Here is a 14218-nt window from a genome sequence, read left to right as displayed (position 1 = left end):
TCAGTTCACCATCACCAGCTTGCCCTTGACCGAGCGCGACCCCATGATGGCGTAGGCCTTGTGCAGTTCGCTCATCGGCAGGGTCTGGTCGATCACCGGCTTGACCTGTCCCTTGGCGTACATCGTGGCCAGCGCCTGCATCATCTCGGCGTTGGCCTTGGGTTCGCGGCGCGCAAAATCGCCCCAGAACACGCCCACGATGCTCGCGCCCTTGAGCAGGGTCAGGTTCAGCGGCAGGGCCGGAATCGGGCCGCTGGCAAAGCCCACCACCAGGTAGCGCCCGCGCCAGGCAATGGAGCGGAAAGCCGGTTCGGCGAAGTCGCCACCCACCGGGTCGTAGATCACGTCCGGGCCCTTGCCGTCGGTGAGCTGCTTGATGGCGTCGCGCAGGCCTTCTTTGGGTGTGTGCACGCTGTAGTTGATGGTGGCGTCGGCGCCGAGCTGTTTGCAGAGTTCGCACTTTTCGTCGCTGGAGGCGGCGGCGATCACGCGCGCGCCCGCCGCCTTGGCAATCTGGATCGCCGCCGTTCCCACGCCGCCGGCCGCGCCCAGCACCAGCACGGTTTCGCCCGCCTTCAGTGCGGCGCGGTCCATCAGCGCGTGCCACGAGGTGGCGTAGATCATGATGAAGGCCGCCGCGTCCACTGCGGGGAAACCGGGGGGCAGCGGCATGCACAGCGCGGCCGGCGCGATGGTGTGCGTGCCGAAGCCGCCGGTGCCGCTCAGGCAGGCCACGCTCTGGCCCACCTGCAGGTGATTCACGCCGTCGCCCACGGCGCGCACCACGCCCGCGTATTCCGAACCGGGCACGAAGGGCAGGGCGGGCTTCATCTGGTACTTGTTCTGCACGATGAGCAGATCGGGGAAGTTCAGGCTCGCGGCCTGGATCTCGATCAGCACCTCGCCGGCCTTGGGCTCGGGTGTGGGCAGCTCCTTCCAGCTCAGGGCATCGACGCCCACAGGGTTTTCGCACAGCCAGGCATGCATGGTGGATTCCTCGTTCGGGTGGTCTGAAAGCTTTCCATGATAGGCAGCGCAGTGCCCGATCCGCAGCGGGTTGTCCCGCTGCATGTCACGGGCGTGACCTCGCGATCCACCTAGAATTGCCGCAATGAAAATACTCATCTCCAACGACGATGGTTATCAGGCACCGGGCATCGTGGCGCTGTTTGATGCCCTCAAGGGCCTGGCCGAGGTGGAGGTGGTGGCCCCGGAGCACAACAACAGCGCCAAGTCCAATGCGCTGTCGCTGCATTCGCCGCTGTACGTGCACACCGCGCACAACGGTTTTCGCTATGTGAACGGCACGCCCGCCGACTGCGTGCACATCGCACTCACCGGCCTGCTGGGCTACCGGCCCGACCTGGTGGTCTCGGGCATCAACAACGGCGCCAACATGGGCGACGACACCATTTACTCCGGCACCGTGGGGGCTGCGATGGAGGGTTATCTGTTCGGCATTCCTGCCATCGCCTTCTCGCAGACCGAGAAGGGGTGGGCGCATCTGGACGCCGCGGGTGACATGGCGGCTCGTCTCGTCTCGCAACTGCTGCCTTCGCTCCAGGACGGGCCACCGGACCAGCCCTGGCTGCTCAATGTCAATATTCCCAGCCGGCCGCTGGCCGACATCCGGGGCTTCAAGGTGGCGCGCCTGGGCCGGCGGCACGCTGCCGAACAAGTGATTTCGCAGACCAATCCGCGTGGTGACACCATGTACTGGATCGGCAGCGCGGGCAAGGCCAAGGACGATGCCGAGGGCACCGACTTCCACGCCTCGCTGCAGGGCTACGCCACCATCACTCCGTTGCAGGTCGACCTGACCGACCATGACCGGCTGGCCTACTGGGCACCCACCGCGGCCCGGATGTCACCGCCGCCGCCGCAGCCTGCCGCAGCGGCGGGGGGCAACGTCTCGTGAAGCCCCGGCCCGGATTTCCCGCCCGGTTGCCGGGCTCGGTGCCCACTCCCGCGGCGCGCGGCCCAGCCCAGCCGGTCGCGCGTGTCGCAGCGCGGAGCACGCCCACGCCGGCGCACGCTCCGTTGCCCAAGGCCGCGCCGCGAGGGTCACGACCTCCGCCGATGCCGACGGGTGTCGGCATGGAGTCGCAGGCGGTGCGCGCCGCGATGGTGCGCAAGATCCAGGGGCAGGGCGTGACACACCCGGGCGTTCTGGCCGCCCTGCAGGCGGTGGAACGCCATCGCTTCGTCGACACGGCGCTGGTCAACCAGGCCTATGAGGACACCAGCCTGCCGATCGGTCTCGGGCAGACCATCTCCAAGCCCGGGGTCGTGGCACGCATGCTCGAACTGCTGTGCCAGGGACGCACCGAGAAGCTCGGCCGCGTGCTGGAAATCGGAACCGGCTGCGGTTACCAGGCCGCCTTGCTGAGTCATCTGGCGCGCGAGGTCTACAGCATCGAACGGCTCAAGGGCCTGCACGAGAAATCGCGCGAGAACCTTCGCTGGTTCCGCCTGCCCAACCTGCACCTGCTGTTTGGTGACGGCATGCCCGGCTATGCCAGGGGCGCGCCGTATGCCGGCATCATCGCAGCGGCCGGGGGCAACGACATTCCGGCGGCCTGGATCGATCAACTCGCCGTCGGTGGTCGTCTGGTGGCCCCGGCGGTGACGGTCGCCGGGCGCCAGAACCTCGTGGTGATCGACAAGACCGCGGGCGGCGTCGTCCGTACCGAGCTGGAGGCCGTGCTCTTTGTGCCTCTAAAATCGGGTGTCGCATGACGTTGTGGCCGTCCAGCACGGCGCAGCGTGTCTATTTCGGAGCCCTGGCTGCAACGGCCGCCAGGGTTTCCAGCCTTTCGTGGGAGTTTTCATGAACGAACGTGTTTTCCATTGCGCGGAGGTGTCCCGCACGCCGGAGCGGCCAACGTGGCACGGCGGGGTGGTCATGTCGGTGCTGGCGGTGCTGATGGTCACGGCTGGTTGTTCCACCACCCGCGTGGCGGGCCCGGCCCCGGTGGAGGACCGCGGTGGTGCCGTGGCGCGCCCGGCCGACTTGCCGCCCCTGCCCGGGGCGGAAAATGCCGGCAAGGCCGGCTACTACACCGTCAAGCCCGGCGACACCTTGTTCCGCATCGCTCTGGAGAGTGGTCAGAACTGGCGCGACGTACAGGCCTGGAACAACCTGCCCAACCCGAACGCTCTGGAAGTGGGGCAGGTGTTGCGCGTGCTGCCCCCCACCAGCGGGACTGCCGCCGCTGCGCCCGCGGCACCCACCGGTCCCTCGACCAGTCCGGTGGCCAGTTCGGGTGTCGTGGCGCGTCCCCTGACCGAGAGCAGTCCGCCACCAGCGGCATCCAACTCACCCACCGTGCCTCCCGCCGCGCCACCCGCGCCCGTGGGGGCCGATGAGCTCACGTTCGTGTGGCCTGCACAGGGTGCGGTGATCACGCCTTTTGATGAAGCCAACAACAAGGGCGTGTCGATCGCCGGCAAGGTCGGTGACCCGGTGGTGGCCGCGGCCGATGGCCGTGTGGTCTACGCCGGCGCGGGCCTGCGCGGTTACGGCAACCTGATCATCCTCAAGCACAACAACACCTACCTCACCGCGTACGCCCACAACCAGGCGCTTCTGGTCCGCGAGGACCAGGCCGTGCGCCAGGGGCAGAAGATCGCCGAGATGGGCAGCAGCGATACCGATCGCGTGAAACTGCACTTCGAAGTGCGCCGGCTGGGCAAGCCGGTCGATCCGATCGGTCATCTGCCCAGGCGCTGATGTCCGCTGAGCGTCGGGCGTTTGGCGTTGAGTGCTGACGCTCCGCTTCACTCCCTGGCTCCAGATTCACGGTCCCGCTCCGAACACTCGACCCCCATGTCCTGGCCGGTCCTTGTCTTCGACATCGAGTCCATCCCCGACGTCGAAGGCCTGCGCGCCCTGCATGGCACCCCCGCCGATCACACGGACGAGCAGGTCTACGCAGCCTGGCTGGCCGAGCGCCAGGAAAAAGGCCAGAGCGATTTCATGCCGCTGCACCTGCAGCGCGTGCTCGTCATCAGCTGTGTGTTCCGCAACGCCGAGGGCCTGCGCATCCATTCCTTCGTGGACCGCGATGGACACAGCGAAGGCAAGGTGGTGCAGACCTTCTTTCACGCGGTCGAAAAACACACGCCCCAGCTGGTGAGCTGGAACGGCGGGGGCTTCGATCTGCCGGTGCTGCACTACCGCGGCCTGCGCCATGGCGTGGAGGCCAGCAAGTACTGGGACATGGGCGAGGACGACCGCGAGTTCAGGTGGAACAACTACATCGGCCGCTACCACATGCGCCACCTGGATCTGATGGACCTGCTGGCCATGTATTCCCCGAAGAACAATGCGCCGCTGGACGCCATGGCCAGGCTCTGCGGCTTTCCCGGCAAGCTGGGGATGGACGGTTCGCAGGTGTATGCGCAGTACCTCGCGGGGCAGACGGACGACATCCGCCGCTACTGCGAGACGGACGTGATGAACACCTATCTCGTCTACTGCCGCTTCCAGAAGATGCGCGGCGGCTTCACCGAGGCCGAGTACGGGCAGGAGATTGCGATGGTCAAGGAGACGCTGGGCAACCTGGCGCCGACCGAATCGCACTGGGACGAATATCTCAAGGCCTGGGCCTGAGACAATCGCAGGATGACCGCGTCATCCACCCACGAAAACAGCCTTCTCACCACAGCCAGCGCTCCCGCGCCCGACACAGATGCCGCGCATGCCTTGCCCGATGGCTGGCTGGCGGTGGAGTCCATGGACATCGATGCCCAGGGCATCGCCCACCGGCCTGATGGCAAGGTCGTGTTCATCGAAGGCGCGCTGCCGTTCGAGCAGGTCAGCGTGAACGTGCACCGCAAAAAGAACAACTGGGAGGCCGGCACCGTGACGGCGGTGCACCGCGAGTCCTCCCAGCGCGTGCGGCCGGGCTGCCCGCACTTCGGCCTGCACGCGGGGGCCTGTGGCGGCTGCAAGATGCAGCACCTGCACGAGGCCGCCCAGGTAGCGGTCAAGCAGCGCGTGCTGGAAGACAACCTCTGGCACCTGGGCAAGGTCAGGGCCGAAACCCTGTTGCGCCCGATCGAGGGCCCGGCCTGGGGCTACCGCTACCGCGCCCGCCTGTCGGTGCGCTACGTGCACAAGAAGGGCGAAGTGCTGATCGGTTTCCACGAACGCAAGAGCCGCTACGTGGCCGACATGCGCATCTGCCCGGTGCTCCCCGCCCATGTGAGCGCGATGCTGCTGCCTCTGCGCACGATGATTTTCGAGATGGACGCGCGCGAGACCTGTCCGCAGATCGAGCTGGCCTGCGGTGACGATGTGACCGCGCTCGTGCTGCGCCACCTCGAACCCTTGAGCGACGATGACCTGGCGCGCCTGCGCGCCTTCGGTGCCCAGCACGGCGTGCAATGGTGGCTGCAGGCCAAGGGGCCGGACACGGTGAAGTTGCTGGATGAGGGGGGGCCGGCGCTGTCGTACGCCTTGCCCGAGTTCGGTATCACCATGCCGTTCAGGCCGACCGACTTCACCCAGGTCAATCCCTTCATCAACCGCGTCCTGGTCGCGCGCGCGCTGCGCCTGCTCGATGCGCGGGCGCACGAGCGGGTGATCGACTGGTTCTGCGGCCTGGGCAACTTCACCCTGCCGATCGCCACCACGGCGGGCGAGGTGCTGGGTATCGAAGGCAGCGAGGCCCTGGTGGCCCGCTCGCGCGAGAACCTGGCGAGCAACCAGGCCGGTCTCGGCCGGGCACTGGCGCCCACGGCTTTTGCCGCGCGCAACCTGTTCGAGATGACGCCGGTGCAACTCGTGGGGGATGGCATGGCGCACAAGTGGCTGGTCGACCCTCCGCGCGAGGGCGCGTTCGCGCTGGCCAAGGCGCTGGCCGACCTGCACCAGAACCCCGCGCAGCGCGGGGCCTGGGAGCCACCCCGGCGCATCGTCTACGTGAGCTGCAACCCGGCCACGCTGGCGCGCGACGCGGGCCTGCTGGTGCACCAGGCGGGGTACCGCTGCGTGGCGGCGGGGGTGGTCAACATGTTCGCCCACACGGCGCACGTGGAAAGCATGGCGGTGTTCGAGCTGGACCCGGCGCGCGTGCCAGGGGCCCAGGCAGTCGAAGAAGCGGGTGGGGATGCGGGGTCCTGAGCGGGCTCAGGACTTCTGCGACCCGCCTGCGGGCCTGTCACCTTCGGCGGTCGCCGGCGCTGCGCCGGCCTCGGGCTCGGCGGGCATGCCGACCACGGCGTTGTCGCGCATGTACTGGTCCATCTCGCGCCAGCCGGCGAAAACGGCGGCCTTGCCCGCGCGCGGGTAGGCGCCAAAGCAGTCCTCGATGCTGCGCACCGCATGGCGGCAGGCGCTGCCGATGGCCTTGCCCTCGGCTTCTTTCTTCGCATTGATCTGCGTGGCCGTTTCGATGCCCAGCGCTTCGCACCCGGCCAGCAGGCTGGCGGCGGACACGAGGCAGAGGGTCAGGGCGGTGTGTCGCATGGCTGTTCGGGTCGGTTCTCACCTGTTTCGGCGGTTTGGGGCCGAACTTGACGCCCCGTGCCACAAAAAAGATCGCGACCACCGCAACAGGCAAAGAAAAAGGACCCGAAGGTCCTTTCTCGTCGGCGGGAGGGCCCGCTTAGTCGCGTTCGCCGCCGAACAGGCCCAGCAGCATCAGCAGGCTCTGGAAGATGTTGAACACGCTCAGGTACAGGCCCAGCGTGGCGGTGATGTAGTTGGTCTCGCCGCCATCGACGATGCGTTTGAGGTCGTACAGCAGGTAGAGGCTGAACACCATGATGGCCAGGGTGGCGATCACGGCCATGCCCGCCGGGCTGCCCACGAACACGTTGATGATCGCGCCGACCATGATGGCCAGGGCGCCCACGAAGAGCCACTTGCCCATGCCAGAGAGGTCGCGCTTGATCACGGTCGAGAGGTTGGCCATGATGAAGAACACACCGGCGGTACCACCGAAGGCGGTCATGATCAGGCTCGACCCGTTGGAAAATCCCAGCACCGCGGCCAGCAGGCGCGAGAGCATCAGGCCCATGAAGAAGGTGAACGCCAGCAGCACGGGCACGCCGGCGGCCGAGTTCTTGGTCTTCTCGATCGCGAACATGAAGCCGAAGGCGCCGCCCAGGAAGACGATCAGGCCCATGCCTCCGGTCAACCCGGCGGTGATGCCGGTCTGCACGCCGATCCAGGCGCCCAGCACCGTCGGCAGCATGGACAGGGCCAGCAGCCAGTAGGTGTTGCGCATGACTTTGTTGCGCAGTGCATCGGAAGAGACGGCGGTGCCGAAGCGCCCGCTGGTCTGTACGTGGTCGGTCATGGTGGTGATCTCCTTCATCATCTGACGCCTGGTGCCGGTCGCTGCGCGTCGGAATGACGCGCAACCGGCGAAATTGCATTGTAGGGGGCTGCAGCGGCCGGCGTGTGCGGAACGCGCCTTTTTGGTCAGGGCACTTGTGACTGGCGGGGCGCCAATGCACGCGTTATCGTTCCCGCAGCGCGCCGACGCGTTTAAGCTCCGGTCTGCAATCCTTCTCTGATCCACCAATTGGGACCAAGTTCATGAAAAACAAGGCAGTTCTGGAAATCGCCGACGTCAAACTCATCGCCGCCGCGGCCGAAGCCGAGGCGCTGAAGAATCACTGGGCGGTCACGATCGCCATCGTTGACGACGGTGGACACCTGTTGTGGCTGCAACGGCAGGACGGCGCGGCCGCCATCTCGTCGCACATTGCACCGGCCAAAGCCCATACCGCCGCCATGGGCCGGCGCGAGAGCAAGATCTACGAGGACGTGATCAACCAGGGGCGCACCTCCTTCCTGAGCGCCCCCCTGCTGGCCGGCATGCTCGAGGGAGGCGTGCCGATCATGAAGGACGGCCAGTGCATTGGCGCGGTGGGGGTGAGCGGGGTGAAATCCACCGAAGACGCGCAGATCGCTCGGGCCGGCATCGCGGCGATCGGACTCTGAGTCGCGGGAAAAAATGCCTGGCTACCGGGGCAAGGTGCCCCCTGGCTGGCCAAAAACGACGCGCGGGGAGCTGTGATCCCCGGGTCGCCCCACGATGGAAATTTGTTGCAACGCGCCGGGATGCCTTACTTGGTGAGGATCAGCTTGCCCTGGCGCGTGGTCTGCAGCCGGTAGAGCGATCCGTTGTGATCGATGGCCACCGCCTTCTGGCCGCGCAGCAGCTCGGCGCTGGGCAGCACCGGCACCGGGCCGTTGAGCTCGGGCGTGGCGGGTGCTGGCGCATCGCCTGCCAGGGGGGCCTGACGAGGGGTGGGCGTGGTGTTCATGGTGCGGGCTCGGTGATGAAGCCGATCTTGCGCACGCCGCTGCGCTGCGCGGTGGCCATGGCCTGCGCCACGCGTTCGTAACGCACCGCCTTGTCGCCGCGGATGTGAAGTTCGGGTTGAGGGTCCTGGGCTGCGGCCGCTTCCAGGCGAGCCGCGAAGTCGACGTCTTCGATGCGCTGGTCGTTCCAGTAGTAGACCCCGTCCGCATCCACGGACAGGCGGATGTTTTCGGGCTTGTCCTGCACCTTCTCGATGCTGGCCTGCGGCAGTTCGATGTTGACCGCGTGCTTGATCACCGGCACCGTGATGATGAAGATGATCAGCAGCACCAGCATCACGTCGATGAACGGGATCATGTTGATCTCGCTCATCACCTCGTCGCCGTCCTGTTGGGTTCCGATGGCCATGGCGCGACTCCTCAGGAGGCTTTCTTCATTGGCAGCACCTTGCCGTCAGCGGCGCCGGAGCTCACCCGGGCACCAGTGACGAAGTAGGCGTGCAGGTCGTGCGCGAAGCGGTTGAGCTGGTGGCTGATGCCCTTGTTGCCGCGCACCAGGGCGTTGTAGCCCAGCACGGCGGGAATGGCGACCAGCAGGCCCAGGGCCGTCATGATCAGCGCCTCGCCGATCGGACCCGCGACGCGGTCGATGCTGACCTGACCCGCCGCGCCAATGCTCAGCAGGGCGTGGTAAATGCCCCAGACCGTGCCGAACAGGCCCACGAACGGCGCGGTGGAAGCCACCGATGCCAGCACGGACAGACCACTTTGCGAGCGGGCAGTGAAGTCGTCCACGCTCTTGCGCAGCGAACGCTCGACCCAGTCGCTCACGTCAAGGCTGTCGTGCAACTGGCGCTGGGGCGGGCTGCCGTTGTGGCCGTCCTTGTGCAGGATGTGGCGCGTGGCCTCGCGGCCTTCCAGGGCCGCGGCGCGAAACGGGTTGCCCTCGACGGATGAGCCCAGCTTGTCCAGCCCTTCGGCGAAGTCGGCGCTGTGCCAGAAGCCTTCCACGCCCTTGGCCTGGGCGCGCTGGGCGCGCTGGTCGAGTGCCTTCCACAGGATGATGATCCAGGTGGCGAGCGACATCACCAGCAGCACCACGGCCACCGAGCGGATGACCCAGTCGCCCTGCGACCAGACGTGGGCGAGGCCCGTTGATGCGATTTGCGGATCCATGATTCTCTGACTCCAAGGGAAAGGGTTTATTCCAGAACGAAACTGATGGGGATGTTGAACCACATGGCTTCGGCCACCCCGGCGCGTTTGCCGGGCACGTAGCGCCAGCGCAGCACGGTTTGCAGGGCGGTCTGGTCCAGTCGGTCGTAGCCACTGGACGTGCGGATCTCGGCCTTGCTGGCCGTGCCATCGGTTTCGATGAACACGCGCACCACGACCTTGCCCTGCTCGCCCATGCGTTTCGACAGGGGCGGGTAGGGCGGGCGCGGGTTGTTGAGGTAGTCCGCGCTGCTGGAAGGCAGTTCGATGCGAGGGGGAGCCGGCGGCGCTGGCGGAGCGGGCGGCGCAGGCGCTGGCGTGGGCGCGCTCACGACCACGGGTGGCGCGGGCTCGGGGGGCGCGACGACCGGGGCCACCGGGGAGGGTTCGGGTTGCAGCACGGGCTGGGGCACCGGCTCGGGCCGCGCGGCGGGCTGGGGCCTCGGCTTGGGCCTGGGCGGTTGCACGACCGGTGCCGGTGGGGGTGGCTCCGGGGTGACCAGGGGTTGCGCGGGCTCGATCATCTCGGCCAGCACCTGGACCGGAATCACCATTTCCACGGCACGGCGCAGCAGACCGGTCTGCAGCGCCCACACGGCCAGCACATGAAAACCCACCACCGCACCCACCACCAGAATGCGGCGGTTGAGGCGACGCGGTTGCAGGCCGGATGGCGATGTCATGGGAGGCGCGAGACGGGCGCTGGCGGAAGGCATGGTCAGTGGGAGGGTAAGCGCTGCGGAACGGGATCGCGGGCCTGGGTTCAGGCCTTGTTATGAACTACCTGTGTCGAAAAATCCACCACGCGGCGAGCAGCATGAGCATGAGGCTGGAGCCGAGAACGGCGAGACCGGTGACCATGAGACTCCTTTCGCTTGGGCGGCGGATGCAGCGTGAGGCAGGAATGAGCAGTCATTCTAAACGAGAATCTTTCGCATTCTCATGATGCCCATGAAAAAAGGCCACATATCGACGGTCCCGACAGAGGCGCCGCGGGGGGTGCGCTACAACGGTGGGTCGAACCGGTAGCCGAGCCCGTAGACAGAATGGATCAGCTCCTGATCGGGCAGATGTTCGTCGATCTTGCGCCGCAGCTTCTTGATGTGGCTGTCGACCGTGCGGTCCGAGACGATGCGCTCGTCCTGGTACATGGCGTCCATGAGCTGTTCGCGCGAGAAGATGCGCCCGGGCCGCGCGCTGAGCACCTTGAGCAACTGATATTCCACGGCGGTCAGGCCCAGATCGTGTCCGGCGAGCGTGGCGCGCCAGGCCGCGTCGTCCAGTTTCAGGCCGTCGGGGTTTTCGTCGACCGGCACAACGGCATGCGTGCCGCGGCGCAGCACCGCCTTCACGCGGGCCACCACCTCGCGCGGGCTGAAGGGTTTGCAGATGTAGTCATCGGCACCGAGTTCCAGGCCAAGCAGGCGGTCGATCTCCTCCACCCGCGCGGTCACCATGATGATGGCCGGCGCCGGTTGTCCGGGCGCGCCGGCGCGCAGGGCTTTGCAGACGTCCAGCCCGCTCCTGCCCGGCAGCATCAGGTCCAGCAGCACGAGGTCGACCGGGTTGTGCTCCAGCCAGGCTTGCACCTCGTCGCCGCGCGTGAGGTGGTGCGTGCGAAAGCCCGACTGCGCCAGGTAATCCAGCAGCACGCTGGCGATCTTGTTCTCGTCCTCGACGATCAGGATGCGCTCAGCCATGCACCGCCTCCGGGTCCAGGGGCAGCCAGATATCCCAGCGCAGGCCACCGAGCGCGCTGGCCGACGCCCGCATGCGCCCGCCATGGCCTTCGACGATGGCACGCGCGATCGCCAGGCCCAGGCCCGAGCCGCCACTGGCGCTGGCGCGGGATTCGTCCACCCGGTAGAGGCGCTCTGTCAGGCGGTGCAACGCCTCGGGGGGGACACCGGGCCCGGTGTCTTCCCAGGTGAGCCGGGCCTCGGCGCCCTCGCGGCGCACCTGCACGTGCAGCGTGGCCGGCGCGCTGCTGTAGCGCTGCGTGTTCTGCAGCAGGTTGGACAGCACCTGGTCCAGGCGGTCGCCGTCGGCGCGGATTTCCACGCCTTCGTCCAGTTCGCTGCGCAACTGCAGCCGTTGGCCCGGCAGGCCAGCGGCGTCGCCCAGGTGGTGGTCCACGAAGCGGCCCAGGTCGACCGGCGCCAGGCGGTAGTCCAGCGCGCCGAGGTCGGAGAGCGAGAGCAGCCGCAAGTCATCCACCAGCCGCGTGAGCCGGTGTACCTCCTGCGCGAGCGAGTCCAGGTTGGCCGCGTCGGGGCGGCGCACGCCATCCTGCAGGGCTTCGATCTCGGCGCGCAGCGTCGCCAGCGGCGTGCGCAGCTCGTGCGCGATGTCGGCGATCCACTGCCGGCGGGCTTGCTGCGCGGCCTGCAGCGAGGTGGCCATGTGGTTGAACGCCAGGGCGAGCTGGGCCAGTTCGTCGTGGCCTTGGGCGGGCAGGCGCACGCCGTAATCGCCCTGGGCGATGGCGGCCGTGCCTTCGCCCAGCACGCGCAGCCGCCGCGAGAGCCAGCGCGCGATCAGTGCCGCGTTGAGCAGCACCGCCGCCAGCATGCCCAGCGCGATGGCGGCGAAGGTGCGCGTCTGCTGCGCAAGGAACACCCGCTCCAGCGAAGTCACCATCTGCAGGCGCGGCACGTAACCCAGGTAGCCTGCGAGGGTGTTGTCCACCAGGATGGGCTTGAGCACGGCCTGTTCCACCCGGTGCGTGGGGCCGATGAGCACCTGCCGAGCTGGGTCGAGCAGCAACAGCCGCGGGTCGATGGTGAGGGCTGGCGGTACGCGCGGCGCTTCGGTTCGGGCCTGTGGGGGTGGTTCGGGTGGGGTGGCTGGCAGGTCACCCGCCGCCACCGACGGCTCCGCCGCGCGGCGGGGAATGCGGCCAGTGCCCAGCACCTCGCGCGAGAGGTCCTGCCAGCGCTGGTGGTCCTGCGCGATCCAGTCCCAGCTGCCATGCTGGCGGTGGCCTTCGGCCAGCCGCACGATCAGGGGCTGCAGCCGGGCCTCGTCGGCCTGGTTCAGGTACTCCACCAGGCCTTTGTCGAAACTCCATCCGTAGATCAGGTAGGCGGTCATGACCAGCACGACGTTGGCACCCGCGATGGCCAGGAACAGCTTGACGCGCAGGGTATCGAAGCGCGAGAACCAGGCGCGGGCGGCGGAGGGCGATGCGGGGCGGTCGTTGCGCATGATGGGCCCGAGACTAAACCCAAATCTTTCAAACTTTGTGCAAGCGCCGATCTCGTACGTGCTCATTCCTTCCATATTTCTCGGGCAGTATCCAGCCTCATCCAGGGTCCATGCCCGTCACCAAGACAAGCGATATGAACGAAGTCAAAGTCCCCGTTGTCCGTCGCCGCAGCACCTGGCGGCTGGCCGTGCTCTTGCTGGTGGGGCTGGCCGTGCTGGGAGGCAGCGGGTACGCGTGGTACCGCTGGGGACCGGGTGCCAGAACCGAGAACGCCTACATCACCGCCACCGTGCAGCGCGGCGACATCGAGGACCAGGTCAGCGCCACCGGCTCGCTGCAGCCACGCGACTACGTGGACGTGGGTGCCCAGGTGTCGGGCCAGTTGCGCAAGATCCACGTGGAAGTGGGCAGCGAGGTGAAAGAGGGCGACCTGCTGGCCGAGATCGACGCCGAAACCTCGATGGCGCGCGTGGACGCCAGCCGCGCCCAGCTGCGCTCGCAGCAGGCCCAGATGGCCGAGCGCGAACTCACGCTGGCCAAGGCCGAACGCGACCTGCAGCGGCAGAAGAACCTGATGGCCGAGGAAGCCACCACGGTCGAAACCCTGCAGAACGCCGAGACGGCGGTGAAGACCGCGCGTGTGCAGATCCAGTCGCTCAAGGCGTCTATGCAGCAGCTGCAGGCCAGCATGCGGGTGGAAGAGGCCAACCTCAAGTTCACCCGCATCTACGCGCCCATGTCGGGCACTGTGGTCAGCATCACCGCGCGCCAGGGCCAGACGCTCAACACCAACCAGTCCGCGCCCACGCTGATGCGCATCGCCGACCTGTCGGTGATGACGGTGCAGACCCAGGTGTCCGAAGCCGATGTGAGCAAGCTGCGCGGTGGCATGCCGGTGTACTTCACCACGCTGGGCGGGCAGGGCAGGCGCTGGTACGGCGAGCTCAAGAAGATCGAGCCCACGCCCACGGTGACCAACAACGTGGTGCTCTACAACGCGCTGTTCGAGGTACCCAACACCAACCGCAGCCTCATGACCAGCATGACGGCGCAGGTGTTCTTCGTGGTGGCCGAGGTCCGGGACGTGCTGGTGGTGCCGATGTCGGCGCTGACGATCCAGCGTGGCACGCAGGGTGCACGGGGCGCTGCCGGGGGGCGGGGACCTGACGTGGCACCTTCGTCGCCGTCCACGCCGCAGCCCGCCGGCGCCGCGCCGCCAGCCGCAATCAAACCGGTGGCCGGTGCCACGCCTGAGGTCAGCGGCGAGCGCCCGCGCATGAGCCGAGAGGCGTTCCAGAACCTGAGCGAGGAAGAGCGCCAGCGCTTGCGCGAACAGCGCCGCAAGCAGCGCGAGCAGGCGCAGGCATCTGGCGGCGGGGAGGTTTCGACCGCGGTCAGCAACGGTATGCCGTCCGCGCAAGGCCGCGTGCCGCGCGGACCGCGCCAGGCCAGGGTCAAGGTGACGACCGAGGACGGCCAGATCGAGGAACGCGAGATCACCATCGGCATCA

General features: G+C 67.5%; 16 protein-coding genes. 7 read left to right on the top strand and 9 right to left on the bottom strand.

The window, feature by feature from the left end; translation table 11 throughout:
• Positions 1 to 987 (bottom strand): NADPH:quinone oxidoreductase family protein, encoded by a 987-nt coding sequence (locus K5880_RS15685; protein ID WP_297654266.1) that lies wholly within the window; start codon positions 985 to 987, stop codon positions 1 to 3.
• A gap of 124 nt (positions 988 to 1111) precedes the next feature.
• Between K5880_RS15685 and surE the strand changes: the two genes are divergently transcribed.
• The 5 genes from surE (at position 1112) to rlmD (ending at position 6130) form a co-directional block, all read left to right on the top strand.
• Positions 1112 to 1918, top strand: coding sequence for a 5'/3'-nucleotidase SurE (gene surE, locus K5880_RS15680; protein WP_297654263.1), 807 nt, complete (start codon positions 1112 to 1114; stop codon positions 1916 to 1918).
• 122 nt (positions 1919 to 2040) lie between these two features.
• Complete coding sequence (locus K5880_RS15675; protein ID WP_297654554.1) at positions 2041 to 2739, top strand: protein-L-isoaspartate(D-aspartate) O-methyltransferase; 699 nt, start codon at positions 2041 to 2043, stop codon at positions 2737 to 2739.
• Positions 2740 to 2926: 187 nt separating this feature from the next.
• On the top strand, positions 2927 to 3733 hold the full coding sequence (locus tag K5880_RS15670; RefSeq protein ID WP_366883112.1) for a peptidoglycan DD-metalloendopeptidase family protein: 807 nt from the start codon (positions 2927 to 2929) through the stop codon (positions 3731 to 3733).
• A 96-nt stretch (positions 3734 to 3829) separates the two neighbouring features.
• Positions 3830 to 4615, top strand: a complete 786-nt coding sequence (locus tag K5880_RS15665) for a 3'-5' exonuclease (protein WP_297654257.1) — start codon at positions 3830 to 3832, stop codon at positions 4613 to 4615.
• Between the two features lie 12 nt (positions 4616 to 4627).
• Complete coding sequence (gene rlmD, locus K5880_RS15660; RefSeq protein WP_297654254.1) at positions 4628 to 6130, top strand: 23S rRNA (uracil(1939)-C(5))-methyltransferase RlmD; 1503 nt, start codon at positions 4628 to 4630, stop codon at positions 6128 to 6130.
• Positions 6131 to 6136: 6 nt separating this feature from the next.
• Here the strand turns inward: rlmD and K5880_RS15655 are convergent, their stop codons facing one another.
• Entirely contained in the window at positions 6137 to 6475 is a 339-nt protein-coding gene (locus tag K5880_RS15655) for a hypothetical protein (protein ID WP_297654252.1), read from the bottom strand.
• 139 nt (positions 6476 to 6614) lie between these two features.
• Complete coding sequence (locus K5880_RS15650) at positions 6615 to 7310, bottom strand: Bax inhibitor-1 family protein (protein ID WP_297654249.1); 696 nt, start codon at positions 7308 to 7310, stop codon at positions 6615 to 6617.
• Between the two features lie 242 nt (positions 7311 to 7552).
• Here K5880_RS15650 and K5880_RS15645 point away from each other — a divergent pair, with 242 nt between their 5' ends.
• Positions 7553 to 7960 carry a heme-binding protein gene (locus K5880_RS15645; RefSeq protein WP_297654246.1) on the top strand — a complete coding sequence of 136 codons (408 nt, stop codon included), beginning with the start codon at positions 7553 to 7555 and terminating at the stop codon, positions 7958 to 7960.
• Positions 7961 to 8085: 125 nt separating this feature from the next.
• Here the strand turns inward: K5880_RS15645 and K5880_RS15640 are convergent, their stop codons facing one another.
• The 6 genes from K5880_RS15640 to K5880_RS15615 all read right to left on the bottom strand — a co-directional run bounded on the left by K5880_RS15640 (position 8086) and on the right by K5880_RS15615 (position 12706).
• Positions 8086 to 8286: a hemin uptake protein HemP gene (locus K5880_RS15640; RefSeq protein WP_297654243.1), complete on the bottom strand. Its 201-nt coding sequence runs from the start codon at positions 8284 to 8286 to the stop codon at positions 8086 to 8088.
• Positions 8283 to 8693 (bottom strand): biopolymer transporter ExbD, encoded by a 411-nt coding sequence (locus tag K5880_RS15635; protein ID WP_297654240.1) that lies wholly within the window; start codon positions 8691 to 8693, stop codon positions 8283 to 8285. Before K5880_RS15635 ends, K5880_RS15640 begins: the two co-directional genes overlap by 4 nt.
• An 11-nt stretch (positions 8694 to 8704) precedes the next feature.
• Positions 8705 to 9460: a MotA/TolQ/ExbB proton channel family protein gene (locus K5880_RS15630; protein ID WP_297654237.1), complete on the bottom strand. Its 756-nt coding sequence runs from the start codon at positions 9458 to 9460 to the stop codon at positions 8705 to 8707.
• Between the two features lie 26 nt (positions 9461 to 9486).
• Complete coding sequence (locus tag K5880_RS15625; protein WP_297654234.1) at positions 9487 to 10182, bottom strand: energy transducer TonB; 696 nt, start codon at positions 10180 to 10182, stop codon at positions 9487 to 9489.
• 321 nt (positions 10183 to 10503) lie between these two features.
• On the bottom strand, positions 10504 to 11199 hold the full coding sequence (locus K5880_RS15620) for a response regulator (RefSeq protein WP_297654231.1): 696 nt from the start codon (positions 11197 to 11199) through the stop codon (positions 10504 to 10506).
• Positions 11192 to 12706 carry an ATP-binding protein gene (locus tag K5880_RS15615; RefSeq protein ID WP_297654228.1) on the bottom strand — a complete coding sequence of 505 codons (1515 nt, stop codon included), beginning with the start codon at positions 12704 to 12706 and terminating at the stop codon, positions 11192 to 11194. Before K5880_RS15615 ends, K5880_RS15620 begins: the two co-directional genes overlap by 8 nt.
• Positions 12707 to 12840: 134 nt before the next feature.
• On the opposite strand from K5880_RS15615, the gene K5880_RS15610 reads away from it, so the two are divergent.
• Positions 12841 to 14218: efflux RND transporter periplasmic adaptor subunit (locus tag K5880_RS15610; RefSeq protein ID WP_297654225.1), on the top strand; the 1378-nt coding region annotated here is incomplete at its 3' end.

Origin of the sequence: Hydrogenophaga sp. (genome assembly GCF_025699295.1) — a bacterium.
GTDB lineage: Bacteria > Pseudomonadota > Gammaproteobacteria > Burkholderiales > Burkholderiaceae_C > Hydrogenophaga.
This window is presented reverse-complemented; position numbering and strand designations above follow the sequence as displayed.

Bases quoted from the DNA above. Each gene is read 5' to 3' on its own strand.
- K5880_RS15625 (WP_297654234.1), bottom strand. From the start codon at position 10,182: ATGACATCGCCATCCGGCCTGCAACCGCGTCGCCTCAACCGCCGCATT.
- K5880_RS15635 (WP_297654240.1), bottom strand. From the start codon at position 8,693: ATGGCCATCGGAACCCAACAGGACGGCGACGAGGTGATGAGCGAGATC.
- K5880_RS15685 (WP_297654266.1), bottom strand. From the start codon at position 987: ATGCATGCCTGGCTGTGCGAAAACCCTGTGGGCGTCGATGCCCTGAGC.
- K5880_RS15630 (WP_297654237.1), bottom strand. From the start codon at position 9,460: ATGGATCCGCAAATCGCATCAACGGGCCTCGCCCACGTCTGGTCGCAG.
- K5880_RS15645 (WP_297654246.1), top strand. From the start codon at position 7,553: ATGAAAAACAAGGCAGTTCTGGAAATCGCCGACGTCAAACTCATCGCC.
- K5880_RS15620 (WP_297654231.1), bottom strand. From the start codon at position 11,199: ATGGCTGAGCGCATCCTGATCGTCGAGGACGAGAACAAGATCGCCAGC.
- K5880_RS15650 (WP_297654249.1), bottom strand. From the start codon at position 7,310: ATGACCGACCACGTACAGACCAGCGGGCGCTTCGGCACCGCCGTCTCT.
- K5880_RS15670 (WP_366883112.1), top strand. From the start codon at position 2,927: ATGGTCACGGCTGGTTGTTCCACCACCCGCGTGGCGGGCCCGGCCCCG.
- K5880_RS15640 (WP_297654243.1), bottom strand. From the start codon at position 8,286: ATGAACACCACGCCCACCCCTCGTCAGGCCCCCCTGGCAGGCGATGCG.
- K5880_RS15665 (WP_297654257.1), top strand. From the start codon at position 3,830: ATGTCCTGGCCGGTCCTTGTCTTCGACATCGAGTCCATCCCCGACGTC.
- rlmD (WP_297654254.1), top strand. From the start codon at position 4,628: ATGACCGCGTCATCCACCCACGAAAACAGCCTTCTCACCACAGCCAGC.
- surE (WP_297654263.1), top strand. From the start codon at position 1,112: ATGAAAATACTCATCTCCAACGACGATGGTTATCAGGCACCGGGCATC.
- K5880_RS15615 (WP_297654228.1), bottom strand. From the start codon at position 12,706: ATGCGCAACGACCGCCCCGCATCGCCCTCCGCCGCCCGCGCCTGGTTC.
- K5880_RS15655 (WP_297654252.1), bottom strand. From the start codon at position 6,475: ATGCGACACACCGCCCTGACCCTCTGCCTCGTGTCCGCCGCCAGCCTG.